Source organism: Burkholderia sp. BCC1640 (assembly GCF_902833125.1).
Lineage (GTDB): Bacteria > Pseudomonadota > Gammaproteobacteria > Burkholderiales > Burkholderiaceae > Burkholderia > Burkholderia diffusa.
This window is the reverse complement of the sequence record NZ_CADFEF010000009.1, coordinates 135,309-159,859: the sequence shown is the minus strand read 5'-3', so window position 1 is coordinate 159,859 and position 24,551 is coordinate 135,309. Positions and strand designations below refer to the sequence as shown.

The 24,551-nt window shown below is 67.8% G+C and carries 19 protein-coding genes and 1 tRNA gene; 14 read left to right on the top strand and 6 right to left on the bottom strand.

Annotation, left to right across the window (positions count from 1 at the left end):
- Positions 1-13 precede the first annotated feature (13 nt).
- Together HWX25_RS12695 and HWX25_RS12690 are read right to left on the bottom strand one after the other, a co-directional pair.
- Positions 14-88: transfer RNA gene (locus HWX25_RS12695), tRNA-Val, on the bottom strand.
- Between the two features lie 82 nt (positions 89-170).
- Complete coding sequence (locus HWX25_RS12690; protein ID WP_059535916.1) at positions 171-653, bottom strand: Lrp/AsnC family transcriptional regulator; 483 nt, start codon at positions 651-653, stop codon at positions 171-173.
- A 191-nt stretch (positions 654-844) separates the two neighbouring features.
- Here HWX25_RS12690 and HWX25_RS12685 point away from each other — a divergent pair, with 191 nt between their 5' ends.
- The 4 genes from HWX25_RS12685 (at position 845) to HWX25_RS12670 (ending at position 5,157) form a co-directional block, all read left to right on the top strand.
- Positions 845-2,059 (top strand): amino acid aminotransferase, encoded by a 1,215-nt coding sequence (locus tag HWX25_RS12685; protein WP_175908724.1) that lies wholly within the window; start codon positions 845-847, stop codon positions 2,057-2,059.
- A 30-nt stretch (positions 2,060-2,089) separates the two neighbouring features.
- Complete coding sequence (locus HWX25_RS12680; RefSeq protein ID WP_059535912.1) at positions 2,090-2,476, top strand: RidA family protein; 387 nt, start codon at positions 2,090-2,092, stop codon at positions 2,474-2,476.
- Positions 2,477-2,608: 132 nt separating this feature from the next.
- Positions 2,609-3,646, top strand: coding sequence for a porin (locus tag HWX25_RS12675; RefSeq protein ID WP_175908723.1), 1,038 nt, complete (start codon positions 2,609-2,611; stop codon positions 3,644-3,646).
- 92 nt (positions 3,647-3,738) lie between these two features.
- Positions 3,739-5,157 (top strand): amino acid permease, encoded by a 1,419-nt coding sequence (locus HWX25_RS12670; protein ID WP_059535908.1) that lies wholly within the window; start codon positions 3,739-3,741, stop codon positions 5,155-5,157.
- Between the two features lie 36 nt (positions 5,158-5,193).
- On the opposite strand, the gene HWX25_RS12665 is transcribed toward HWX25_RS12670, so the two are convergent.
- Complete coding sequence (locus tag HWX25_RS12665) at positions 5,194-6,096, bottom strand: LysR family transcriptional regulator (RefSeq protein WP_059817870.1); 903 nt, start codon at positions 6,094-6,096, stop codon at positions 5,194-5,196.
- A gap of 174 nt (positions 6,097-6,270) precedes the next feature.
- On the opposite strand from HWX25_RS12665, the gene HWX25_RS12660 reads away from it, so the two are divergent.
- The 3 genes from HWX25_RS12660 to HWX25_RS12650 all read left to right on the top strand — a co-directional run bounded on the left by HWX25_RS12660 (position 6,271) and on the right by HWX25_RS12650 (position 10,840).
- On the top strand, positions 6,271-8,025 hold the full coding sequence (locus HWX25_RS12660; protein ID WP_175908686.1) for an acyl-CoA dehydrogenase family protein: 1,755 nt from the start codon (positions 6,271-6,273) through the stop codon (positions 8,023-8,025).
- A 14-nt stretch (positions 8,026-8,039) separates the two neighbouring features.
- Complete coding sequence (locus tag HWX25_RS12655) at positions 8,040-9,242, top strand: CaiB/BaiF CoA-transferase family protein (RefSeq protein WP_175908722.1); 1,203 nt, start codon at positions 8,040-8,042, stop codon at positions 9,240-9,242.
- 185 nt (positions 9,243-9,427) lie between these two features.
- Entirely contained in the window at positions 9,428-10,840 is a 1,413-nt protein-coding gene (locus HWX25_RS12650; protein WP_175908685.1) for an MFS transporter, read from the top strand.
- A 175-nt stretch (positions 10,841-11,015) separates the two neighbouring features.
- Here the strand turns inward: HWX25_RS12650 and HWX25_RS12645 are convergent, their stop codons facing one another.
- Complete coding sequence (locus HWX25_RS12645) at positions 11,016-11,291, bottom strand: oxidative damage protection protein (protein WP_006478357.1); 276 nt, start codon at positions 11,289-11,291, stop codon at positions 11,016-11,018.
- A gap of 49 nt (positions 11,292-11,340) precedes the next feature.
- On the bottom strand, positions 11,341-12,720 hold the full coding sequence (argA, locus tag HWX25_RS12640; protein ID WP_044847668.1) for an amino-acid N-acetyltransferase: 1,380 nt from the start codon (positions 12,718-12,720) through the stop codon (positions 11,341-11,343).
- A 23-nt stretch (positions 12,721-12,743) separates the two neighbouring features.
- On the opposite strand from argA, the gene hrpA reads away from it, so the two are divergent.
- From hrpA to HWX25_RS12615, 5 genes are all read left to right on the top strand, one after another.
- Positions 12,744-16,928 carry an ATP-dependent RNA helicase HrpA gene (gene hrpA, locus HWX25_RS12635; RefSeq protein ID WP_175908684.1) on the top strand — a complete coding sequence of 1,395 codons (4,185 nt, stop codon included), beginning with the start codon at positions 12,744-12,746 and terminating at the stop codon, positions 16,926-16,928.
- A 160-nt stretch (positions 16,929-17,088) separates the two neighbouring features.
- Positions 17,089-18,078 carry a beta-propeller fold lactonase family protein gene (locus HWX25_RS12630; protein ID WP_059535900.1) on the top strand — a complete coding sequence of 330 codons (990 nt, stop codon included), beginning with the start codon at positions 17,089-17,091 and terminating at the stop codon, positions 18,076-18,078.
- Between the two features lie 16 nt (positions 18,079-18,094).
- Entirely contained in the window at positions 18,095-19,069 is a 975-nt protein-coding gene (locus HWX25_RS12625; protein ID WP_059690959.1) for a sterol desaturase family protein, read from the top strand.
- Positions 19,070-19,180: 111 nt separating this feature from the next.
- Complete coding sequence (locus HWX25_RS12620) at positions 19,181-20,008, top strand: EI24 domain-containing protein (RefSeq protein WP_059535897.1); 828 nt, start codon at positions 19,181-19,183, stop codon at positions 20,006-20,008.
- A complete protein-coding gene (locus HWX25_RS12615; RefSeq protein WP_059535895.1) occupies positions 20,005-20,820 on the top strand; it encodes a molybdopterin-binding protein in 816 nt (271 codons plus the stop codon). Before HWX25_RS12620 ends, HWX25_RS12615 begins: the two co-directional genes overlap by 4 nt.
- A 113-nt stretch (positions 20,821-20,933) precedes the next feature.
- Here the strand turns inward: HWX25_RS12615 and HWX25_RS12610 are convergent, their stop codons facing one another.
- Positions 20,934-21,398, bottom strand: coding sequence for a rhodanese-like domain-containing protein (locus tag HWX25_RS12610; protein ID WP_175908683.1), 465 nt, complete (start codon positions 21,396-21,398; stop codon positions 20,934-20,936).
- A gap of 406 nt (positions 21,399-21,804) precedes the next feature.
- Between HWX25_RS12610 and glnA the strand changes: the two genes are divergently transcribed.
- Complete coding sequence (gene glnA, locus HWX25_RS12605) at positions 21,805-23,220, top strand: type I glutamate--ammonia ligase (RefSeq protein WP_059535891.1); 1,416 nt, start codon at positions 21,805-21,807, stop codon at positions 23,218-23,220.
- A gap of 161 nt (positions 23,221-23,381) precedes the next feature.
- Positions 23,382-24,524 (top strand): nitrogen regulation protein NR(II), encoded by a 1,143-nt coding sequence (gene glnL, locus HWX25_RS12600; protein ID WP_059817862.1) that lies wholly within the window; start codon positions 23,382-23,384, stop codon positions 24,522-24,524.
- Positions 24,525-24,551 lie beyond the last annotated feature (27 nt).

Sequence of the window (24,551 nt, the reverse complement as noted above, 5' to 3'; positions counted from 1 at the left end):
CCCTTGAATTCTTTGGTGGGCGGTACTGGGATCGAACCAGTGACCCCTGCCGTGTGAAGGCAGTGCTCTACCGCTGAGCTAACCGCCCAAAGAAGCTGAAATTATGTCAGAGCTTTTCGGGTTCGTAAAGCACTTTCTTCAAATATTTTTCAGCCGGTGCAAAAGATTCGTCAGCCGGCCGTCGACGGCTCGACGAGATCGAGGATCGAGCCGTCGCGCTTGAGCGTCGCGAGCACGATGCTCGAATTGATCGACATCACGCCCGTCGCGCGGTGCAGGCGGTTGATCACGAAGTCGGAATAGTGGTCGAGATCGCGCGCCCGCACCGTCAGCACGTAGTTCGAGCCGCCGGTCACGATCTGCGCGGCGATGACTTCCGGCCACTGCTGGATCGCCTCCACGAACCGGTCGTGCCATTCGGGCACGTCCGGCCGCATCGACACGTGCACGAGCGCCTCGAATGCGACGCCGACCTTCTTCGGATCGATCGTGCAGCGGTAGCCCGAAATGGCGCCGCGTTCCTCGAGCAGCTTCACGCGCCGCAGGCACGCCGACGGCGACAGCGCGACCGCATTCGCGAGGTCCTGATTGCTGATGCGTCCGTCCCGCTCGAGATGCCGGAGGATCCGCATGTCGGTTCGATCCAGATTCATTTCGCAGAATCCCATATTTTTTGAGATGACAAGCGCAGACTCTACTGCAATGGCGGCGATTCGTCATCGAAAAGTGAAGCTCATTCTATTTCGTCCTCGATAACATGCGCCCCATGCCTCGACCGCACGGCCTGACGCGCTGTCACGCCGCCGGCCGACTTGCCGCCTTCAACTTCCAGCGTCATTCCGCCATGTACGAACACATTCCCGCCTATCCGGGCGACCCGATCCTGTCGCTGTTCCAGGCGTTCCAGCAGGATGCCCATCCGCACAAGGTCAACCTCAGCATCGGTCTCTACTACGACGAAGCGGGCCGCATCCCCGTGCTGGAGAGCACGCGTCTCGCGGCCGAGCGCGTGCGCGAAGCCGGCGCGCCGCATACGTATCTGCCGATGGAAGGGCTCGCCGCGTATCGGCAGGGCGTGCAGCGCCTCGTATTCGGCACCGACTGCGCGGCGCTCGCGCAAGGGCGTATCGCGACGCTGCAGACGCTCGGCGGCTCGGGCGCGCTGCGGCTCGGCGCGGAGTTCGTGAAGCGCTATTTCCCCGACAGCGCGATCTGGATCAGCGATCCGACGTGGGACAACCATCGCGTGATCTTCGCGGCGGCCGGCCTCGACGTGCACACGTATCCGTACTACGACGAAGCGCGCAACGACCTGCGCGTCGACGCGATGCTCGCGGCGCTCGACGCGCTGCCCGCGCGCAGCATCGTGCTGCTGCAGCCGTGCTGTCACAACCCGACGGGCCTCGACCTCGGCCGCGACGCATGGCGCGCGGTGATCGACGTGCTCGCGCGCCGCGGGCTGATTCCGTTCCTCGACATGGCGTACCAGGGCTTCGGCGACGGGCTCGACGACGACGCATGGGCCGTGCGCGCGATCGTCGAAGCGGGACTGCCGGCGATCGTCAGCAACTCGTTCTCGAAGAACTTCTCGCTGTACGGCGAGCGCGTGGGCGGCCTGTCGATCGTCTGCGCGAGCGCGGGCGAAGCGGCGACGGTGCTGAGCCAGTTGCAGGCCGGCGTGCGCCGCACCTATTCGAGCCCGCCGCTGTTCGGCGCGCAGCTCGTGTCGGCCGTGCTGAACGACGACGTCCTGCGGGCGTGCTGGGAAGACGAGGTGGCCGAGGTGCGCACGCGCATCAAGCGCATGCGCGGCGCGCTGAAGACGCGGCTCGACGCGCGTCTACCGGCGAGCGCGTTCGATGCGCTCGTCACGCAGCGCGGCATGTTCAGCTACACGGGCATCGCCGCGACCGACGTGGACCGGCTGCGCGCGTCGCACGGCGTCTACCTGCTGCGCTCGGGCCGCATGTGCATCGCGGGCCTGAACGACGCGAACGTCGACCACGTCGCGAACGCGATCGCCGACGTGCTCGGCGGCACGTCGCGCCAGGCCGCCTGAGCGGCCGGTCCCGAACCGAAGGAGGACACGATGGCAGACACGATCCCGGTCGACTTGCCGCAACTCGCGCAGCCGTTCTCGTGGGCGACCCGCGCGAGCGGGCTGATGTTTACCGGCCACGGGCCGGTCGATGCGTCCGGCGCGATCGCCGGCGATACGATGACCGAGCAGGCGCGCATCACGCTCGGCAATCTCGCGAAGGCCGTCGCGGCGGCCGGCGCGACGATGGACGACGTCGCGCAGGTGCTCGTCTATCTGTCCGACGTGAAGGCGATGCCCGAATTCGACGCCGAATACCGGCGCCACTTTCACGAACCGTACCCGAACCGCACGTGCGTGGGCGTGCAGGGCTTCGCGCACCCGGACATGCGCGTCGAACTCGTCGCGTACGTCGCGCTGCCGGCGGCACGCGGCTAGCCGGCACGCGACTTCGCGACGATCGCAGCACCCACGATTAACGACAAGCATCAACACCCCCGACGAACATCAAATATTCAGACAAGGATGGAGACGAAGATGAGGCGTATCACTCGATTCGCAGTACCGACGATGGCGGGCCTGCTCGCCGCGAGCGGCGCGATGGCGCAGAGCAGCGTGACGCTGTACGGCATCGTCGACCAGAGCATTCGCTACACGACGCATGCGAACGCGTCGAACGACGCGAGCGTGCAGATGACCAACGGCGCGATCACCAACAGCCGCTGGGGCCTGAAGGGCAGCGAAGCGCTCGGCGGCGGGCTGAAGGCCATCTTCCAGCTCGAGAGCGGTTTCGAGCCGCAGAACGGGCAACTCGACGGCGCGCTGTTCGGCCGCTACGCGTATGTCGGCCTGGCGAGCGACTGGGGAACCGTGAAGCTGGGCCGGCAGGCGACCGAGGCGTTCAACCTGTTCGGCGATCTCGATCCGCTGACGGTCGGCAACTATACGGCCAACATGTGGCCGTACTTCCTCACGCAGGGCCGCGCGAGCAACGTCGTCAGCTACGACGGCACGTTCGGCGGGCTGAACGTCGGCGCGAGCTACGGCTTCGGCGGCGTCGCGGGCAGCCTCGGCGCGAATGCGTACTGGGGCACGCACGTGTCGTACACGCTCGGCGGGCTGATGGTCGGCGCGACCTACCAGCAGGCGCGCGACCTGAACAGCCGTGCGCAGCAAGCATGGGGCGCGGGCGCACGCTACGCGTTCGGCGCGGCGACGCTGTACGCGGGCTACCTCGGCGGCATCGACCGCACGGGCATGCTCGACCGGCAACTGCTGAACGCGCCGGGCCGCGACGTGACCTACGGTTCGTTCGCCGACAACCCGCGCCGCGACGCGATCTTCTATACCGGCGCGAGCTTGAAGGTCACGCCGGCGGTGTCGGTGACGGGCGTCGCGTACTACGACGACATCCGCAACGTCAACGGCGTCGCAGGTAACGGCGGGAAGCGCTATACGGGCGTGCTCGAGGCCGAGTACGCTCTGTCGAAGGCGACGCAGGTCTATGCGACGGTCGACTACAACCGGGTGACCGGCGGCGCGTTCACCGAAATGCCCGGACGCGGCAACCAGACGGGTATCGCGGCCGGTTTGCGCCACATGTTCTGAGCACGCGGCGCGCGGTGGCCGGTGCGGTCCGGCACCGGTCCGTGCGCCGTCGATGTTTCGACCGGACACACGTTTTCGAACGAGGTCATTCGATGCAACCAGAAGGGCAATTTCAGCACATTGCGGCGCGCGAGCAGGGTCTGCGCCGCACGCTTTCCGCACGGCAGATGGCGATGATCGCGATCGGCGGTGCGATCGGCACGGGTCTCTTTCTCGGCAGCGGGTTCGCGATCGGCTTCGCCGGCCCGAGCGTGCTCGTCAGCTACGCGATCGGCGCGTTCATCTCGCTGCTGCTGATGGGCTGTCTCGCGGAAATGACGGTCGCGCACCCGACTTCCGGGTCGTTCGGCGCGTACGCCGAACATTACGTGAGCCCGTGGGCCGGGTTCCTCGTGCGCTATGCGTACTGGGCGTGCATCGTGCTCGCGGTCGGCACCGAAGTCACCGCGATCGCGCTGTACATGAAGTACTGGTTCCCGGGTGTGCCGGGCTGGCTGTGGATCGTCGGCTTCTCGGCGCTGCTCGTGTTCGTCAACGCGCGCAGCGTCGACGTGTTCGGCGCGGTCGAATACGGCTTCTCGGTCGTGAAGATCGCGGCGATCGTCGGCTTCATCGTGCTGGGCGCGTACGTCGTGTTCGGCAATCCGGCGCTGGTCGGCGACGGCGCGGCCGGCGCGGGCTTCCACCATTACACCGAGCATGGCGGGTTCTTCCCGAAGGGGATGTGGGGGATGTGGGTCGCGGTGATCGTGTCGATCTTCAGCTACCTGAGCATCGAGATGATCGCGGTCGCGGCGGGCGAGGCGGAAGATCCCGAGCGCGCGGTGACGCGCGCGTTCCGCTCGACGATCGTGCGGCTCGTGCTGTTCTATCTCGTCACGCTCGCGTTGATGCTCGCGATCGTGCCGTGGACGGCGGCGGGGCGCGACGAGAGCCCGTTCGTGAAGGTGATGGAGGCGATCCACCTGCCGGGCGCGGCCGGGCTGATCAACTTCGTCGTGCTGATCGCCGCGCTGTCCGCGATGAACAGCCAGCTCTACATCACGACGCGGATGATGTTCAGCCTGTCGCGCGCGGGTCATGCGCCGAAGGCGCTCGGCGAGGTGAACACGCGCGGCGTGCCGTTCGGCGCGCTGATGCTGTCGACGCTCGGCATCGCGCTCGCGACGGTCCTGAGCGTGCTGTATCCGGACGCGTCGTTCACGATCATGATGTCGGTGTCGATGTTCGGCGCGCTGTTCACGTGGATGATGATCTTCGTCACGCATTACTGCTTCCGGCGGCGTCGCGCGGCGCTCGGCCTGCCGGCGCCCGCGTTCCGGATGCGCGGCTTCCCGCTGCTGACGCTGCTCGGCGCGGCGCTGATGCTCGCGGTGATGGTGACGACGTACTTCACGGCCGAATTCCACATGACGCTGATCTTCGGCATTCCGTTCCTGGTCGCGCTGTCCGTTGTGTATGCGGTGTGGTATCGGCGCGCGCAGCCGGTGCTGCAGCCGGAAGCGAAGTAGCGGAGAAGTAGCGGCGCGGCGTACCGGCGCGCCGGCTCAGCCCGCGAGCGCGGGCAGCGCGTCGATCGACGCGCGCACGTAGTCGGCGAAGCGCAGCGCGACCGGTTCGGCGGTGCCGCTGCGCTTCAGCTCCAGCGTGCGCGATTCCAGCGACGCATCCTTCAGCGGCCGGAACGCGAGCCGGTCGCTCTTCACCTGCTGCAGCACGCGCGGCACCAGCGCAATGCCCATCCCGAATTCGATCATCGACAGGATCGTCTGCCAGAGCCGCGCCTCGTGACGGATCAGCGGGCTGAATCCCGCGTTTACGCATTGCGCGATGATCAGGTCGTGATAGTGCGGCGCCGCGTCGCGCGGAAACAGGATGAACGGTTCCGCGGCCAGCGCGGCGAGTGCGACCTGCCGGCGCCGCGCGAGCGGATGCGCGGCCGGCAGGCAGCACACGAACGGTTCCGCGTAGACGGGCGTCGATTCGACCTCGGGCGGGCAGTGGCCCCAGTGCGCGTAGCCGAGATCGATCTGGCCGCGCTGGATCGCCTGCACCTGCGCCTGCGTGTTCATCTCGCTCAGCACGATCTCGACGCCCGGATAGTCGGCCTCGAAGCGTCGCACGGCGTCGGGCAGCCCGCGATACAGCATCGAATGGACGAAGCCGATCCGCAGCCGTCCCGCGAGACCGGACGCCGAGCGCACCGTGAGCCTCTCTGCCTCCGCCGCCTGCAGCAGCAGCCGGCGCGCTTCGCCGAGCAGCACCGCGCCCGCGTTGGTCAGCGCGACCGTCTTGTTGGTGCGGGAAAAAAGCTGCACGCCGAGCGCATCCTCGAACTTGCGGATGTCGAAGCTCAGCGCCGGCTGCGAGATGAACAGGCGCTTCGCCGCGCGCCCGAAATGCAGTTCCTCGGCGACCGCCACGAAGTAGCGCAACTGCCTCAGTTCCATGTTGTTTCCTCCCCCGCATCGACATCGATAAGCATCGTCTATCGTACCGGATAAATCCTGTATTGGACGCTTATCGATCGCGCGCCTACGCTCTGCTGAACGCCTGGCACCAGCCGGCCGCGCCGCCACGGCGCGGGCACCGGCCGGCAGCCGGGCCACCATGGAGACGCATGCATGAACGACACCGCTCGCACGCCGGACACCGGCGCGGCCAACAACATCCCCGATAGCCGGGGCATCAACTTCTTCACGGCCGATCCCGATCTCGGCGCGTTGCTGAAACTGCATCTCGGCGCGACCCGATACGCGGAACTCGAACCGCAGCTGCACGCGCTCGGCGCGCGCGTGTCGGGCGAACTCGACGCGTGGGCGTCGCGCGCGGACAAGCATCCGCCCGTGCTCGAGCATCGCAACCGGCGCGGCGAAGCCGTGCAGCGGATCGACAAGGATCCCGCGTATGTCGCGCTCGAACGGGTCGCTTACTCGGAACTCGGGCTCGCGGCGCTGAGCCATCAGCCCGAGGCGGTGGCGCCACTCGTCAAGTACGCGCTGACGTTCCTGTTCGTGCAGGCGGAATTCGGGTTGTGCTGCCCGGTCAGCATGACCGATTCGCTGACGCGTACGCTGCGTCGTTTCGGCGACCCGGCGCTCGTCGAACACCATCTGCCGAGGCTCGCGTCGCGCGATTTCGACACGCTGTTCCAGGGCGCGATGTTCATGACCGAGCAGGCGGCCGGCTCCGACGTCGGCCGCATCGCGACGCGCGCGGTGCGCGAAACCGACGCGCAGGGCGGGGCGGTGTGGCGCCTGTACGGCGACAAGTGGTTCTGCTCGAACGCGGACGCCGACCTGGCGATGGTGCTCGCGCGGCCCGACGGCGCGCCGGACGGCATCAAGGGCCTCGCGCTGTTCCTGCTGCCGAAGACGCTGCCGGACGGCACGCGCAATCGCTACCGGATCGTGCGGCTGAAGGACAAGCTCGGCAGCCGTTCGATGGCGAGCGGCGAGATCGCGCTCGAAGGCGCGCAGGCCTGGTTGATCGGCGAGATCGGGCGCGGCTTTCACCACATGGCCGACATGATCAACATGTCGCGGCTGTCGAACGGCGTGCGCGCGGCGGGCCTGATGCGGCGCGCGCTGAACGAGTCGCTGCACGTGGCCGCGCATCGCGCCGCGTTCGGCCGTAAGCTGATCGAGATGCCGCTGATGCAGCGTCAGTTGATGAAGATGCTGCTGCCCGCCGAGGCCGCGCGCGCGATGTTCATGCAGATCGCGCTGCTGCTGCCGCAAGCGGACGCGGGCGACGAGCAGGCCGCGCGCTGCGTGCGCATCCTGACGCCGCTGATCAAGTTCCGCGCGTGCCGCGATGCGCGCCGCGTGACGGGCGACGCGATGGAGGTGCGCGGCGGCACCGGCTACATCGAGGAATGGAGCGATGCGCGCCTCGTGCGCGACGCGCATCTCGGCTCGATCTGGGAAGGCACCAGCAACATCGTCGCGCTCGACGTCGCGCGCGCCGCGCAGCGCGAGCAGGCGCTCGACGCGCTGCGCACGTTCCTCGGCGACCGGCTCGGCGCGGCGCCGCTGCCCGACGCGAGCCGCGCGGCGCTGCGGCGCATTCTCGCGCGCGCGTGCGATGCGCTCGCGCGGGTCGCGGCGGAAGGCGACGACGCGCGCGTGCGGCAGGCCGCGTCGGCGCTTTACTACGCGAGCGCGGCCGTGCTGATGGCGTGCGAGGGCGCACAGCTCGCACCCGATTACCGGCGCCTCGCGCTCGCGCACCTGGTCGTGCGTCACAAGCTGCTACCGGTCGATCCGCTCGCACCGGCGTCGCGCGACGACGAAGCGGCGGCGTTCGACGCGCTGCTGCGCGGCACACCGGTGCCGCTCGACATGGCGCTCGACCTGCTGCCGGAGGTCGAACGATGAGCGCGAAGGAAGCGATGAACGCGCCGCGCGGCGCGCTTGGCGGGCTCAAGGTCGTCGACCTGAGCCGCGTGCTCGGCGGTCCGTACTGCACGCAGGCGCTCGCCGATCACGGCGCGACCGTGATCAAGATCGAGCCGCCGGACGGCGACGAGACGCGCGGCTGGGGGCCGCCGTTCCTCGGCGACACCGCGTGGTATTTCATGGGCGTGAACCGCAACAAGGAGGGGCTCGCGCTCGACCTGTCCCGCGACGAAGGGCGCGCGATCCTGTGGCGCCTGCTGGAGGACGCCGACGTGCTCGTCGAGAATTTCAAGCCCGGCACGCTCGCGCGCTGGGGCATGGACTATGCGCGCGACCTGCAGCCGCGTTTCCCGCGCCTGATCCACTGCGCGGTGACGGGCTTCGGCGAGGACGGCCCGCTCGGCGGGCTGCCCGGCTACGACGCGGTGATCCAGGCGATGGCCGGGCTGATGAGCGTCAACGGCGAGCGCGACGGCGACGCGATGCGTATCGGATTGCCGATCGTCGACATGGTCACGGGGCTCAACGCGCTTGCCGGCATCCTGCTGGCGCTCGCGGAGCGCGAGAAGAGCGGGCAGGGGCAGTCGATCGACATCGCGCTGTACGACTGCGGCGTGTCGCTGCTGCATCCGCACCTGCCGAACTTCTTCGGCTCGGGGCGCGTGCCCGGGCGCAGCGGCAACGCGCATCCGAACATCGCGCCGTACGACAGCTATCGCACGGCGACGGTGCCGATCTTCCTCGCGGTCGGCAACGACCGGCAGTTCGCGCGCCTCGTCGCGCATCTTGGCGCGCCGGCGCTCGCGGGCGATCCGCGCTTCGCGGACAACCGCAGCCGCTGCGCGCACCGGCCCGAACTGAAGGCCGAACTCGAGGCACGGCTCGCCGCCCATCCGTGCGAGCCGCTGGCGCGCGACCTGATGGCGGCGGGCGTGCCGTGCGGGCCGGTGCGCACGGTCGCCGACGTCGCGCGCGACCCGCATGCGCTGCATCGCGAATTGTTCGTCGAGATCGGCGCATATCGCGGCACGGCATCGCCGGTGAAGCTGTCGCGCACGCCGGCGACCTATCGTTCGCCGCCGCCCGCGCTTGGCCGCGACACGCGCGCGGTGCTCGACCGCCTCGGCGTCGATCCCGCGCTCCAGCAACGATTGCTCGATGCTGGCGTGCTGAAGGTCGCGCCGGACCCGGCGTGACCGGCCGAGTGGTGCTCGCACGCGAGCATCCTCGGCCGGCGCATCGCAGGGATAAGACCCTCAACGCAAGGCAATGAAAGCGACGTAAAGCGACGTAAAGCACCACCGCCAGCCGGCGGCGCAAGGCCGGCCATCCGGCAAGGCGCGCGACAGTCGCGCCGCCGATCACAAACATGGAGACATCGATGAGCCGTCCGCAATCCCCGTCCGCCGCGCAGCCGCGGCCCGGCCGCGCCGCCCTCGCGGCGTTCGTCGGCACCACGATCGAGTGGTACGACTTCTACATCTACGGCACCGCCGCCGCGCTCGTATTCGGCAAGGTGTTCTTTTCGAGCACGATGGATCCCGGCGTCGCGACGCTGCTCGCATTCGTCACGTTCTGGGCCGGCTTCGCCGCGCGGCCGCTCGGCGGAATCGTGTTCGGGCATCTCGGCGATCGCGTCGGCCGAAAGACCGCGCTCGTGATCACGCTGGTGATGATGGGGCTGGCCACGACGGGCATCGGCCTGCTGCCCGGCTACGCGTCGATCGGTGTGTGGGCGCCGGCGGGCCTCGTCGTGCTGCGCGTGTTGCAGGGCATCGCGGTCGGCGGCGAGTGGGGCGGCGCGGTGCTGATCGCGAGCGAGAACGCGCCGAAGCATCGCAGCATCCTCTATGCGGCGTTCGCGCAGCAGGGTTCGCCCACCGGCAACCTGCTCGCCACCGCGGCCTTTTTCGCGCTGAGCGCGCTGCCGACGCCGTCGTTCCTGATGTGGGGCTGGCGCATTCCGTTCCTGCTGTCGGCGGTGCTCGTGATCATCGGGATGGTGATCCGGCTGCGGCTCGAGGAATCGATCGACATGCAGCGCGTGCTCGCGCGCAAGCGCACGGTGAAGCTGCCGCTGCGCGACGTCGTGCGCGACCACTGGCCCGTCGTGCTGCTCGCGGCCGGCACGCTGCCGGTGATCAACGTCACGTATTTCCGCAGCACCTTCGCGCTGTCGTGGGCGACGAAGGAGCTCGGCTACGCGCAGGGCACGTTTCTCGGCATCCTGTCGATCTCGCTCGTCGTGCAGTTCCTGATGCAGCCGGTCGGCGCGTGGTTCGTGTCGAAGGTCGATATGCGACGCGCGATGTGCTGGATCCTGATTCCCGAGATCGTGCTGATGCCGGTGATGTTCCATGCGCTCGCGACGCGTTCGTACTGGATCGCCGTCGCCGGGATGTGCATCTCGACGATCCCGTCGGCGATGTTCTACGGCGCGGTCGGCGGCGTGCTCGCGCGCGTGTTTCCGGCCAACATCCGTTACACGGGCCTGTCGCTCGCGTATCAGTTGAGCGCGCTCGTCGTCGGCGGCGGCACGCCGGTGCTCGCGCAGGCGATCCTGAACGCGACTGGCAGCATCGTCGGTGTCGCGATCGCGTCGGGGCTGTACGCGCTCGTGTCGCTTGCGTGCATGCTCGCGCTGCTGAATCGCACCGGCTACCGCGCGGACGAGTTGTCGACGGCCGAGCGCAGCGATGCGGCCGAATGGGGTGCCGAAGGCACGAGCGCTGAAGGTCCGACCGGCGAGACCGCGCAGGCGGGCGATCGCGGTGCGTTGAAACCGGCGGGTTGAATCCGCCGGGCCGGCGTGACTTGCCGATTCGGCGGCAGCGCACGTGCCGGCCGGATCGCATCGACCCGATTCCGCACTCCCAAAAGCAAACGGCACCGTGCGATACACGGTGCCGTTTGCCTTGCTTCGCTTCGCAACGCGGCCGGCGCGACCGGCCCGCGCGATTCGCGGTGCTTCAGCCTTCCGTCGGCGGCACGTAGCCGGACGCCTGGTCCGCGCCGTCGCCGAAGAAGTACTTCTCGGTCTGCTTCATCAGGTACTGGCGCGCGCGCGGGTCGGCCATGTTCAGGCGGTTCTCGTTGATCAGCATCGTCTGCTGCTTGAGCCAGCCTTGCCACGCTTCCTTCGACACGCTTTCGTAGATGCGCTTGCCGAGTTCGCCCGGCAGTGGCGGGAAATCGAGACCTTCGGCTTCCTTGCCGAGCTTCGCGCATTGGATCATTCGAGCCATCGTGTACTTCTCCTGTAATCGGTCTGGGGGAGGGCAGTCGTGCCTGCGCTCAGAGCTGCTTCATCAGCACGAGCGACTTGCGCTGCCAGTTATAGAGTTTGCGGCGGTCTTCCGGCAGGTCGTCGACGCTGACCTTGACGAAGCCGCGCTTGAGGAACCAGTGCTCGGTGCGCGTCGTGAGCACGAAGATGTGCGTGAGGCCGCGCGCGCGGGCACGCTGCTCGATGCGCTTGAGCAGGCGTTCGCCGTCGCCCGAGCCCTGCGCTTCCGGCGCGACCGTCAGGCACGCCATCTCGCCGATCTTCTCCTGCTGATACGGATACAGCGCCGCGCAGCCGAACAGCACGCCATCGTGCTCGATCACCGAGAAGTGGTCGATGTCGCGTTCGATCTGGTGGCGGCCGCGCCGCACCAGCGTGCCGTCGGACTCGAGCGGCTCGATCAGCGACAGGATGCCGCCGACGTCGTCCGGCGTCGCTTCGCGCAGGCTCTCGAGGTTCTCGTACGAGATCATCGTGCCGACGCCGTCGTGCAGGAACAGTTCGAGCAGCATGCTGCCGTCGAGCGACTGCGGAATCAGGTGGGCCCGGGTCACGCCGCCGCGGCAGGCGCGGATCGAGTGCTTCAGGAAGAACGCGTCGTCGCCCTGGATGTTGCCGGAGTCGAGCAACTCGGCGGCCGCGTCGAGCGACATTTCGCGGATCAGGCCGCCTTCGTCGTCGACGATGCCGGGCGCCTCGGTCAGGAAGATGATCTTGTCGGCGCGCAGCGCGATCGCGGCAGCCGACGCGACGTCTTCCATCGACAGGTTGAACGCCTCGCCGGTCGGCGAGAAGCCGAGCGGCGACAGCAGCACGAGCTTGCGGCTCGCGAGCGAATGACGGATCGATTCGGCGTCGATCTTGCGCACGATGCCCGTGTGCGCGAAATCGACCCCGTCGAGAATCCCCACCGGCCGGGCGGTCACGAAGTTGCCGGACACGACGCTGATGTGCGCGTGCGCCATCGGCGAGTTCGGCAGACCCTGGCTGATCGCGGCCTCGATGTCGAGACGCACTTCGCCGGCCGCTTCCTTCGCGGATTCGAGCGCGCGCGCATCGGTGATGCGCAGCCCGTGCGAAAACTCGGATTCGACACCATGCAGGCTCAGCTGCTCCTCGACCTGCGGCCGCGAGCCGTGCACGAGCACGATCTGGATGCCCATCGCCTGCAGCAGCGCGATGTCGGACACGAGCGCGTTCAGCAGCCCCTGCTGCACCACCTCGCCGCCGAACCCCACGACGAACGTGCTGTTGCGGAACTTGTGGATGTAGGGCGCGACGGAGCGCATCCAGTCGACGAACTGCGCGTGGCTGGCGGCCGAATCGTCGGCGGCCGGCGGCGTCGCGGCGCCGGTCTGGGCGGGTGGGAGGTCGGTTTGGGAATTCATGGGCGGGATTATAATGCGCCCCCATGTCGAATGTACCTAAAAGTCCCGCGCCGACGCGGGCCAAAGCGCCGTCGGCCCGGCACCCGGAGGGGGCGGCCGATGCGCGTCAGCAGCAGGGCCAGCCGCCGCGCCAGCAGCAACAGCAGGCGGGTCAGCCGCCGCGCGGGCCGCGCGGCGACGAGCGGCGCCGCGAGCCGGGCCAGCCGGCCGCGCCCCAGGCCGCCGGCGAGCGCGCGCCGCGCCGCGAGCGTCCGCCGCGCGCGGCCGTCGCGCCCAATCCCGTTCCGCCGATCACCTACCCCGAAAGCCTGCCCGTGTCGGGCAAGCGCGACGAAATCGCGCGCGCGATCGCCGGTCATCAGGTCGTCATCGTCTGCGGTGAAACGGGTTCGGGCAAGACCACCCAGCTGCCGAAGATCTGTCTCGATCTCGGCCGCGGCCTCGGCGCCGGCGGCACGGGCCTGATCGGCCATACGCAGCCGCGGCGCCTGGCCGCGTCGTCGACCGGCCGGCGCATCGCCGAGGAACTCGGCACGCCGTTCGGCGAGGTGGTCGGCTACAAGGTGCGCTTCACCGACAATCTCGCGCCGGGCGCGTCCGTCAAGCTGATGACGGACGGCATCCTGCTCGCCGAGACGCAGACCGATCCGCTGCTGAAGGCGTACGACACGCTGATCATCGACGAGGCGCACGAACGCAGCCTGAACATCGACTTCCTGCTCGGCTACCTGAAGGAAATCCTGCCGAGGCGGCCGGACCTGAAGCTGATCGTCACATCCGCGACGATCGACGCCGACCGCTTCGCGCGCCATTTCGGCACCGACGCGCGCCCGGCGCCCGTGATCGAGGTGAGCGGGCGGCTGTATCCGGTCGAGATGCGCTACCGGCCGGTGGCCGAGGATCGCCCGGCCGTGAAGCACGCCGAAGGCACGGGCGGCCGCGATCGCGTGAAGACCGCGCGCGAGGCCGAACGCGACCTGATGGACGCGATCGTCGACGCGGTCGACGAACTGTGCCGCGAAGGCCCCGGCGACGTGCTGGTGTTCCTGCCCGGCGAGCGCGAGATCCGCGAGGCGGCCGAGGCGCTGCGCAAGCATCATCCGCCGCATACCGAGATCCTGCCGCTGTTCGCGCGACTGTCGGCGGCCGACCAGGACAAGGTGTTCAAGGCGTCGAACGCACGCCGCATCGTGCTTGCGACCAACGTGGCCGAAACGTCGCTGACGGTGCCGGGCATCCGCTACGTCGTCGACACCGGGCTCGCGCGCGTGAAGCGCTATTCGTACCGGAACAAGGTCGAGCAGCTGCAGGTCGAGTCGATCTCGCAGGCCGCCGCGAACCAGCGCGCGGGTCGCTGCGGCCGGGTGGCCGACGGCGTCTGCATCCGCTTGTACGAGGAAAGCGACTACCAGGCGCGCGCGCGTTTCACCGATCCGGAAATCCTGCGCTCGTCGCTCGCGTCGGTGATCCTGCGGATGAAGTCGCTGCACCTGACCGCGATCGAATCGTTCCCGTTCCTCGAACCGCCGCCCGGCCGCGCGATCGCGGACGGCTACCAGCTGCTCAACGAACTCGGCGCCGTCGACGACGACAACGCGCTGACGCCGCTCGGCCGCGAACTCGCGCGGCTGCCGCTCGATCCGCGCGTCGGCCGGATGATTCTCGCCGCGCGCGACCAGCAGTCGCTGCGCGAGGTGCTGATCATCGCGAGCGCGCTGTCCGTGCAGGACCCGCGCGACCGTCCGATCGAGGCGCAGGAGCAGGCCGACCAGGCGCACCGCCGGTTCGCCGACGAGCGCTCCGAATTCCTGCAGTGGCTGAAGATCTGGGCGTGGTTCGAGGAAGCCGTCGCGCACAAGAAGTCGAACCGCCAGCTGATCGACGCGTGCCGGCAGAACTTCCTGTCGCACCTGCGGCTGCGCGAATGGCGCGACGTCCATTCGCAGCTGCTGACGGTCGTGCGCGAGCACGGCTGGCGCCTCAACGAGGTCGAGGCGACCTACGAGCAGGTCCATCTGGCCCTGTTGACGGGCCTGCTCGGCAACCTCGGCATGAAGGCCGACGACGATCCGCATTACCTCGGCGCACGCGGAATCAAGTTCTACCTGTGGCCGGGCTCGGCGCTCGCGAAGAAGGCCGGCCGCTGGGTGATGGCGGCCGAACTCGTCGAGACGAGCCGGCTGTATGCGCGCTGTCTCGCGAAGATCGAGCCGGAGTGGGTCGAGAAGATCGGCGCGCACCTGCTGAAGAAATCGCTGTCGGAGCCGCATTGGGAAAAGCGTCCCGCGCAGGTCAGCGCGTTCGAGCGCGCGACGCTATACGGGCTGCCGATCTACCACCGCCGGCGCGTCGCGTTCGGCAAGCAGGATCCGGCGCGGGCGCGCGAGCTGTTCATCCGCGGTGCGCTGGTCGAGGGCGAATTCGACACGAAGCTGCCGTTCTTCGCGCACAATCGCAAGCTGCTCGCCGACATCGAGCAGCTCGAGCACAAGTCGCGCCGCCAGGACGTGCTGGTCGACGACGAGCTGATCTACGCGTATTACGACCAGGCGATTCCGGAGGGCATTCACACCGGCGCCGCGTTCGAGCGCTGGTATCGCGACGAGGTGAAGAAGGGCGGTCAGGCGGAGGAGAAGCAGCGCCTGCTGTACCTGTCGCGCGATGACCTGATGCGCCACGAGGCGGCCGGCGTGACGACCGAGCTGTTCCCGAAGCGCGCGACGATGGCCGGTGTCGAGATGGCGCTCACGTACCATTTCGAGCCCGGCACGCCGCGCGACGGCGTGACGCTCGCGGTGCCGCTGTACGCGCTGAACCAGGTCGACGCGCGCCGCTGCGAATGGCTCGTGCCGGGGATGCTGAAGGAAAAGGTGCAGCTGCTCCTGAAGTCGCTGCCGCAGAAGCTGCGACGGCACTGCGTGCCGCTGCCCGAATACGCGGCCGGCTTCGTCGAGCGGACGGGCCGCGAGCGCTTCGGCGCGGGCGGCCTCGTCGAGGCGCTGATCGCCGACGTGCGCGGCGAGACCCAGGTCGCGATGAAGACGGCCGACTTCAAGCTCGAGACGTTGCCCGCGCACCTGTTCATGAACTTCAAGGTGATCGACGAGCACGGCCGCCAGCTCGCGATGGGGCGCAATCTGGCGCAACTACGTCAGGAGCTCGGCGCGCAGGCGCAGCAGCAGTTCCAGAAGATCGCGGCGGCGTCGACGATCGCGCCGGGCGGCGAAGCGGGCGACGGCGACGCGGGCGGCGCGCCGGCGCTCGCCGCGGCGGCGGGTTCGACGGCGAAGGGCGGCAAGCCGGGCAAGGGCGCGGCGCCGCACACGGCCGCCCCGGCGGAAGCCGGCGCGACCGCGCTGTACGAGAACCTGACGACGTGGAACTTCGGCAAGCTCCCCGAGCTGCTGGAGATCCGCCGCCGCGGCCAGACGCTGTACGGCTATCCGGCGCTCGTCGATCGCGGCACGCATTGCGACGTCGAAGTGTTCGACTCGCCGGAGGAGGCCGCGCGGATCCACCGGGCGGGCTTGCGGCGGCTGTTCGCGCTGCAGCTGAAGGAGCCGATCAAGTTCCTCGAGAAGAACCTGCCGGGGCTGCGCGAGATGGCGATGCAGTACATGTCGCTCGGCACGCAGGACGAGCTGCGCGACCAGCTGATCGACACGGCGCTCGACCGCGCGTGCCTGCAGGATCCGCTGCCCGACGACGACGCGAGCTTCCACGCGCGCCGCGACGAGGGCAGGAGCCGCCTCAACCTGCTCGCGCAGGAGATCGCGCGGCTGGTCGGGCAGATCCTCGCCGAGTATGCGGGGCTTGCGAAGAAGCTCGCGCAGGCGAAGCCGTTCGCGCAGGCCCATGCGGATCTGCAGCAGCAGCTCGCCGCGCTGGTCGGCAAGCGCTTCGTGATCGACACGCCTTACGTGCAGCTTGCACACTTCCCACGCTACCTGAAGGGCATCGCGCTGCGGATCGACAAGCTGAAGGCCGACCCGGCGCGCGACGCGAAGCAGTCCGGCGAGCTGCTGCCGCTCGTCCAGCAGTATCAGCGCGCGGTGTCGCAGCGCGGCGGCGTCGCCGATTCGCGCCTCGCGGAATTCCGCTGGCTGCTGGAGGAGCTGAGAATTTCGCTGTTCGCGCAGGAACTGCGCACGCCGATGCCTGTCTCTGTCAAGCGTCTGCACAAGGTGTGGGAGTCGATGCAGCGTTAGCGCATCGGCGACCGGCGGGGCCCGCACCGGTTGCGGGCCTGGCCGCGGCGGCCGCACGGCAGCCGCGACGTGCGTCGAAGTGGCGCAACCCCGCCTTCGGTCAACCGGTGGGGCCCGCCGAGCGTTTTACAATGACTGCTGTTCCACGACGTGAGTCTTCATGCGCACTTTCCTTTCCTTCGGCCGCACGCTTGCGCTGGCCGCCGCCGTGCTGGCGCCCGCCGCACATGCGAATAACGTAATCATCCTCAATTCGGCCGAAGCGACGCTTTCCCTGATCGACCAGCAGACCCGCCAGGTCGTCGGCACGATGCCGACCGGCAAGGAGCCGCACCACCTGATGGCGACGCCGGACAATTCGTCGCTGATCGTCGCGAATTCGGTCTCGAACAGCCTGATGTTCGTCGATCCGAAGACGGGCAAGCTGCAGCGCACGGTCGAAGGCATCGAAGATCCGTACCAGCTCGGCTTTTCGCCCGACAACAAGTGGTTCGTGTCGACCGGGCTGCGCCTCGACCGGCTCGATATCTACGGCTACGACGGCCGCGACCTGCATCTCGTGAAGCGCTTGCCGCTCGCGGTGATGCCGAGCCACATCGCGTTCACGAAGGACAGCAAGACCGTGCTCGTGTCGCTGCAGGTGTCCGGCGAGATCGCGGCGGTCGACCTCGCGACTCAGACGGTCAAGTGGAAGATGAAGGTCGGCAAGGTGCCGGCGGGCCTGTGGCTCACGCCGGACGACAAGTTCCTGCTGGTCGGGATGACCGGCGCGGATTACGTCGCGGTGGTCGACTGGCGCAACCAGAAGATCGTCAAGCAGATCCACACGGGCAACGGCGCGCACAACTTCCGCTCGCTCGCCGACGGCACGCACGTCGCGGTCACGAACCGGGTCGCGAACACGATCAGCATCATCGACGAGAACACGCTCACCAACGTCGGCGACATCACCGGCCTGCTGCCGGGACCGGACGACATGGAACTGTCCGCCGACAAGAAGACGCTGTGGGTGACGTTCCGCTTCGCGAAGAAGGTCGGTATCATCGATCTCGCATCGCGCAAGCTGGTGCAGACGATCGCCGTCGGCCGTTCGCCGCACGGGATCTACTTCTACGACCGCGCGCCGTGGAAGGCTGCGAACGGCGCGTGACGGGCGGAGGCGAGCGATGCTGCACCTGATCGATGCGTTCGTGTCGGACATCCAGACCTGGCTGTACGTCGACGTCGTGCAGCCGCTCCTCTTCAAGTTCAACCTGATGGGCTATGACGAGGACACCTACGACGCGCTGTACTGGGTGATCATCGGCGCGCTGCAGATGGTGCTGATGTTCGTGCTGCTGCGCCCGCTCGAGGCGCTGCTGCCGGTCGAGCGCTGGCAGAACCGCCGCGCGGTGCGGGTCGACGTGATCTATACGGCGATCGCGAAGCTCGGCATCTACGCGCTGTTTTTCTTCTTCGCGCTGCAGCCGGTGTTCGACGGCTTCCAGGCATGGCTGCGCCTGCACGGCGTCGTGAACGTCAACCTCGACTATCTGTGGCCCGGCGTGACGTCGCGGCCGATCGTCGCGTTCGCGATCTACCTCGTCGTGCTCGACTTCGCTGGCTACTGGTATCACCGCTGGCAGCACAAGTTCGGCATCTGGTGGGAACTGCACGCGGTGCATCACAGCCAGCGGCAGATGTCGCTGTGGTGCGACGACCGCAACCACCTGCTCGACGACGTGATCCAGTCGTGCTTCTTCGCGTCGATCGCGCTCGTGATCGGCGTGACGCCGTCGCAGTTCGTCGTGCTGACCGCGGTCACGAACTTCATGCAGAGCATCCAGCATACGAATGCGCGGCTGTCGTTCGGCCGGCTCGGCGAGCGCCTGCTCGTGAGCCCGACCTTCCACCGGCGCCACCACGCGGTCGGCTACGGCCACGAAGGCACCAAGTACGGCTGCAACTTCGGCGTGCTGTTCCCGTGGTGGGACATGATGTTCGGCACCGCGTCGTGGAACCGCACGGTCGAGCCGACCGGCATCCGCGAGCAGATCGAAGGCGTGTCCTACGGCGACGGCTTCTGGGCGCAGCACGGCCTCGCGTTCGTGCGCATCTTCCGGCGCCTCGTTCCCGCGAAGCGCGGCGCGGCGTCGGCCTGACCCCGTCGCTTTCCCGTTGAACGGCTCTCCCGCACGGCCCGCATGCGCTTTGGCGCATGCGGGCCGTGTGGTTTATCCTTTCCCCGTTTTTCTTCGTCGATACAGGTTCGCATGAACGACTTGCTGCGCTCCTTCGTCCGGGCCTTCGTCAGCGCGCTGCATCCGCGCATGCTGTGGCTCACCCTGATGCCGTTCGTCGTCTCGGCGCTGCTGTGGGGCGTCGTGCTGTGGTTCTCGTGGCAGACGCTGATCGACGCCGCGCGCGGCGCGCTCGACGGCTTCGTGCTCACGGCCGTGCTGTACCGCATGTTCGACGCGATCGGGATGTCGCAGCTGCATGCGGTCGTCGCGCCGTTCGTCGTCGTATCGCTCGCGATTCCGCTGATCGTGCTGACCGTGCTGCTGCTGATCGCGACGATCTCGATGCCGGTCGTGATCAAGCACCTGTCGAACCGGCAGTTCGCCGCGCTGGAGGCGAAGCGGGGCGGCACGTTCTTCGGCAGCGTGTTCAATTCGCTCGGCGCGGCCGTCGTCGGCGTCGTGCTGCTCGTCGTCACGATCCCGCTGTGGCTGATTCCGCCGTTCTTCGCGCTGCTGCCGCCCGTGATCTGGGGCTGGCTGACCTACCGCGTGATGACGTACGACGCGCTCGCGCAGCACGCGAGCCGCGACGAGCGCCGTGCGCTGGTGCGGCAGCATCGCTGGCCGCTGATCGGCATCGGCGTCGCGACCGGGCTGCTCGGTACCGTGCCGACCTTCGTGTGGGTGTCGTCGGTCTGGATGATGGTGCTGTTTCCATTCGTGGCGGCGGCCATGATCTGGGTTTACGCTTTCATCCTCGTCTTTTCGGCGCTGTGGTTCGGGCACTATTGCCTGCGCGCGCTGGACGACCTGCGCGCGAGTTCGCGCGCCACCGCAATCGACATGGGGCAGGCATGAGCATCGGCATCATCATCATCGGCGACGAAATCCTTTCGGGCCGCCGGCAGGACAAGCACCTGGCCAAGGTCATCGAGCTGCTCGGCGCGCGCGGCCTCGCGCTCGACTGGGCCGAATACGTCGGCGACGATCCGGCGCGGATCACCGCGACGATCGCGCGCGCGGTCGCATCCGGCGACATCGTGTTTTCCACGGGCGGGATCGGCGCGACGCCGGACGACCACACGCGCCAGTGCGCGGCCGCCGCGCTCGGCGTGCCGCTCGAGCTGCACCCGGAAGCGAAGGCGCTGATCTCGGAGCGCATCCGCGAGACGCACACCGATCCGGCCAGGCCGGTCGATTTCGAATCGCCGGAAAACCAGCATCGCTTCAACATGGGCGTGTTCCCGGCCGGCGCGACGATCATCCCGAACGGCTACAACCGGATTCCCGGGTTCTCGGTCGGCGATCTCCATTTCGTGCCGGGCTTTCCGGTGATGGCGTGGCCGATGATCGAATGGGTGCTCGATACGAAGTACCAGCATCTCCATCACGCGACGCCGCACGCGGAGCGCTCGCTGTACGTGTTCGAACTGCCGGAATCGACGCTCACGCCGCTGATGGAGAAGATCGAGCGCGATTTCCCGGGCGTGCGCGTGTTCAGCCTGCCGAGCGTCGGCGATGCCGAGCGCGGCGGGATCTACGCGCGCCGGCATATCGATCTCGGCGTGAAGGGCGAGCCGGAGGCGGTCGCGGCCGCGTTCGTGAAGCTGCGCGAAGGCGTGCACCTGCTCGGCGGCGACGTGGTCGAACCGGACGTGCCGCGCGCCTGAGGGCCGCGCAACGGCCGCACAAAAACCACGGGCCGCGCAATGCGGCCCGTCATCGGGATGTCATCGCCCGGCTCGACGATGTCGCAGTCGGGCGTGCCTGGGCGGATGCGCCGTCAGGCGCCGATCCACGGCAGTTTCCGGAAGCACCAGCCGTCGACCGTCTTGCGGTGGCCTTCGGCATCCTTGCCGCCCTCGAAGCCTTCGAGCAGGTCGAAGGCCTTCGTGAAGCCGGCCTGCGTCGAGGCGACCGCGGCGAGCTTCGAGCGCGCCGCGCTGCGGCACAGGAACAGGATGGGCGTATCGACCGGGAGGGCCGCTTTCAGTTGATCGACGAATTCGGCGTTCGGCACGCCGCCCGGATAGCGCGTCCATTCGAGGTGCAGGTACTGGCCGTCGCCGACGAGCGGGCGGCCGATCCAGTCGAGCTCGGCGCGGGTGCGCACGTCGACGAGGCGTGCCGACGGGTCGAGCTGCAGCAGTTCGAATGCCTCGACCGGCAGCAGTGCGCCGGCATAGTGGAGCGCGCCCTGGGCGCGGCGTTCTTCGGCCTTCGCGTAAAGCTGGTCGAGCGTACTCATGGCAGGAGGTCTCCGTATCGGTCAAACGATCATTCTAGCGCGGCGCCGCCGCGCGGATGTCCGGTTGCCCGGCAGGGTATGCACCGCCCACGCATTCACCAAAAAAGTGCAGAATGGCGTGCGTGCACCAGAATGAATCTACGGCATGGGCATGCTTCGCCATTTGCACCATGGAGGTGCGGCCATGCGATCGCCGATGCGGCGCCTGGCCCCGGAATCGCGCAGCCGGGCCCTGCCGTGGCGCGGTCTGGCGCGATTCATGTCGCTTCTGTGCATGGCTGGCACGGTTGCTGCTATATAGAATTCGGTCGACCCGGGGCGCGCTGCGCCAAAGCCAGACTCCGGGCAGCTCGATAAACGAGGCGGTTCCCAGTCCGCCGGAATTGTTCAATCAGGAGAAGAGGTTATGAGTAAAACCGTCGCCGACGTCATGCAGCTCGTGAAGGACGAGGACGTCAAGTTCGTCGATTTCCGCTTCACGGATACGCGCGGCAAGGAACAGCACGTGTCGGTGCCGGTTTCGGCGTTTGACGAAGACAAGTTCGAAAGCGGTCATGCATTCGACGGCTCGTCGATCGCCGGCTGGAAGGGCATCGAGGCGTCGGACATGCTGCTCATGCCGGACCCGACCGCCGCATTCATCGACCCGTTCTACGAAGAATCGACGCTGGTGCTGACCTGCGACGTGGTCGAGCCGGCCGACGGCAAGGGCTACGAGCGCGATCCGCGTTCGCTCGCGAAGCGCGGCGAAGCGTACCTGAAGAGCACGGGCCTGGGCGACACCGCCTACTTCGGTCCGGAGCCGGAATTCTTCATTTTCGACTCGGTCCAGTGGAACACGGACATGTCGGGCTGCTTCGTGAAGATCAACTCGGAAGAAGCGCCGTGGTCGGCAGGCAAGGAATTCGAAGGCGGCAACACGGGTCACCGTCCGGGCACGAAGGGCGGCTACTTCCCGGTCGCGCCGGTCGACACGTTCCAGGACATGCGTTCGGAAATGTGTCTGCTGCTCGAACAGCTCGGCATCCCGGTCGAAGTGCACCACCACGAAGTGGCGGGCCAGGGCCAGAACGAAATCGGCACGAAGTTCTCGACGCTGGTGCAGCGCGCCGACTGGACGCAATGGTCGAAGTACATCATCCATAACGTCGCGCACTCGTACGGCAAGACGGCGACGTTCATGCCGAAGCCGGTCGTCGGCGACAACGGTTCGGGCATGCACGTTCACCAGTCGATCTGGAAGGACGGCCAGAACCTGTTCGCGGGCAACGGCTACGCCGGCCTGTCGGAATTCGCGCTGTTCTACATCGGCGGCATCATCAAGCACGCCCGTGCACTGAACGCGATCACGAACCCGACGACGAACTCGTACAAGCGTCTGGTCCCGCACTTCGAGGCACCGGTCAAGCTGGCCTACTCGGCACGCAACCGTTCGGCATCGATCCGCATTCCGCACGTGTCGAACCCGAAGGGCCGCCGTATCGAAACGCGCTTCCCGGACCCGATGGCCAACCCGTACCTGTGCTTCACGGCACTGATGATGGCCGGTCTCGACGGCGTGCAGAACAAGATCCACCCGGGCGAAGCCGCGGACAAGAACCTGTACGACCTGCCGCCGGAAGAGGATGCAAAGATCCCGACCGTCTGCGCAGGCCTCGACCAGGCGCTGGAAGCGCTCGACAAGGATCGCGAGTTCCTGACGCGCGGTGGCGTGTTCACCGACGGCATGATCGATGCGTACCTCGCGCTTAAGGAGCAGGAGCTGGCGAAGTTCCGCATGACGACGCATCCGATCGAGTTCGAGATGTACTACTCGCTGTAATCGGCGATGGCGCTTCGATTCAGCGCCGTCATGCCGATTCGTTCCCGTCGCGCGGCCTGCGGCGGGGACCGCGGAGTCTGAAAGGGGACGGCGTCCAGCCGTCCCTTTTTTGTTCCGAGCATTTCCATTTTCCGACCCGCTGAGGCGCGACGACACGCACGATGGCTCTGAAGAATCTGATCAAGGCGAGGACGGGGCAGCCCGAGCGACTGACGGACGACGAGCGGCTCTCGCGCTCGGGCCTGCTTGCCGGGCTGGAAGCGCTGCCGACGGTCGTGATCGTGCTCGACCGCAAGACGCTGCGCGTCGCGTTCGCGAACCCGTCCGCGGAGGCGATGCTCGACATCTCGCGCCGGCAGCTCGCGCAGCGGCCGTGGGGCGAGATTTTCCCGAACGCGAACGAGCTCGCGTCGACGATCACCGCGATCGGCGAGGAGCGCTTTCACGCGACGCATCTCGATACCGTGCTCGACCGGCCCGGCCGGGAACCGCTGCACGTGCATGCGATCGTCGGCTTCCTCGAGACCGCGCCCGATTTCGTGCTCGTCGAGCTGTTCGAGAACGAACGGCAGTCGCGCACCGATCGCGAGGAGCGCATCCACGACCTGACCGCGGTCAACAAGCAACTGATTCGCAACCTCGCGCACGAAATCAAGAACCCGCTCGGCGGCATTCGCGGCGCAGCCCAGCTGCTCGAATTCGAACTGAGCGAGCGCGAGCGCGGCGAGTTGCGCGAATACACGCAGGTGATCATCAAGGAGTCCGATCGGCTGCAGACGCTCGTCGACCGGTTGCTGGAGCCGCACCGGCATCCGCACATCGTCGGCGACGTCAACATTCATGAAGTGTGCGAACGCGTGCGCGCGGTGATGCTCGCGGAATTTCCGCGCGGGCTCACCATCGAGCGCGATTACGACGTGAGCGTGCCGGACCTGCGCGGCGACAAGGAGCAGCTGATCCAGGCGCTGCTGAACATCGTGCGTAACGCCGCGCAGGCGCTGCGCGAACGGATCGCGCAGGGCGACGCGAAGATCGAGCTGCGCACGCGCGTCGCGCGCAAGGTGACGATCGCGAAGCGCCTGTACAAGCTGGCACTGGACTTGCACGTAGTCGACAACGGGCCCGGCATTCCGGAGGAGATCCGCGACCGGATCTTCTACCCGCTCGTGTCCGGGCGCGACGACGGCAGCGGCCTCGGCCTCACGCTCGCGCAGACCTTCGTGCAGCAGCACGACGGGATGATCGAGGTCGAGAGCCGGCCCGGCCGTACCGAATTTCAGATCCTGCTGCCGCTCGATCACTGAGCGACGGCATGGCGATTCACCGGATTC

Excerpts from the sequence above, each read along its gene's own strand:
- HWX25_RS12620 (WP_059535897.1), top strand. The coding sequence starts at position 19,181 with ATGAACGACTTGCTGCGCTCCTTCGTCCGGGCCTTCGTCAGCGCGCTG.
- HWX25_RS12680 (WP_059535912.1), top strand. The coding sequence starts at position 2,090 with ATGGCAGACACGATCCCGGTCGACTTGCCGCAACTCGCGCAGCCGTTC.
- HWX25_RS12650 (WP_175908685.1), top strand. The coding sequence starts at position 9,428 with ATGAGCCGTCCGCAATCCCCGTCCGCCGCGCAGCCGCGGCCCGGCCGC.
- HWX25_RS12685 (WP_175908724.1), top strand. The coding sequence starts at position 845 with ATGTACGAACACATTCCCGCCTATCCGGGCGACCCGATCCTGTCGCTG.
- HWX25_RS12690 (WP_059535916.1), bottom strand. The coding sequence starts at position 653 with ATGAATCTGGATCGAACCGACATGCGGATCCTCCGGCATCTCGAGCGG.
- hrpA (WP_175908684.1), top strand. The coding sequence starts at position 12,744 with ATGTCGAATGTACCTAAAAGTCCCGCGCCGACGCGGGCCAAAGCGCCG.
- HWX25_RS12675 (WP_175908723.1), top strand. The coding sequence starts at position 2,609 with ATGGCGGGCCTGCTCGCCGCGAGCGGCGCGATGGCGCAGAGCAGCGTG.
- HWX25_RS12630 (WP_059535900.1), top strand. The coding sequence starts at position 17,089 with ATGCGCACTTTCCTTTCCTTCGGCCGCACGCTTGCGCTGGCCGCCGCC.
- HWX25_RS12665 (WP_059817870.1), bottom strand. The coding sequence starts at position 6,096 with ATGGAACTGAGGCAGTTGCGCTACTTCGTGGCGGTCGCCGAGGAACTG.
- glnA (WP_059535891.1), top strand. The coding sequence starts at position 21,805 with ATGAGTAAAACCGTCGCCGACGTCATGCAGCTCGTGAAGGACGAGGAC.
- HWX25_RS12625 (WP_059690959.1), top strand. The coding sequence starts at position 18,095 with ATGCTGCACCTGATCGATGCGTTCGTGTCGGACATCCAGACCTGGCTG.
- glnL (WP_059817862.1), top strand. The coding sequence starts at position 23,382 with ATGGCTCTGAAGAATCTGATCAAGGCGAGGACGGGGCAGCCCGAGCGA.
- argA (WP_044847668.1), bottom strand. The coding sequence starts at position 12,720 with ATGAATTCCCAAACCGACCTCCCACCCGCCCAGACCGGCGCCGCGACG.
- HWX25_RS12660 (WP_175908686.1), top strand. The coding sequence starts at position 6,271 with ATGAACGACACCGCTCGCACGCCGGACACCGGCGCGGCCAACAACATC.
- HWX25_RS12610 (WP_175908683.1), bottom strand. The coding sequence starts at position 21,398 with ATGAGTACGCTCGACCAGCTTTACGCGAAGGCCGAAGAACGCCGCGCC.
- HWX25_RS12645 (WP_006478357.1), bottom strand. The coding sequence starts at position 11,291 with ATGGCTCGAATGATCCAATGCGCGAAGCTCGGCAAGGAAGCCGAAGGT.
- HWX25_RS12615 (WP_059535895.1), top strand. The coding sequence starts at position 20,005 with ATGAGCATCGGCATCATCATCATCGGCGACGAAATCCTTTCGGGCCGC.
- HWX25_RS12655 (WP_175908722.1), top strand. The coding sequence starts at position 8,040 with ATGAACGCGCCGCGCGGCGCGCTTGGCGGGCTCAAGGTCGTCGACCTG.
- HWX25_RS12670 (WP_059535908.1), top strand. The coding sequence starts at position 3,739 with ATGCAACCAGAAGGGCAATTTCAGCACATTGCGGCGCGCGAGCAGGGT.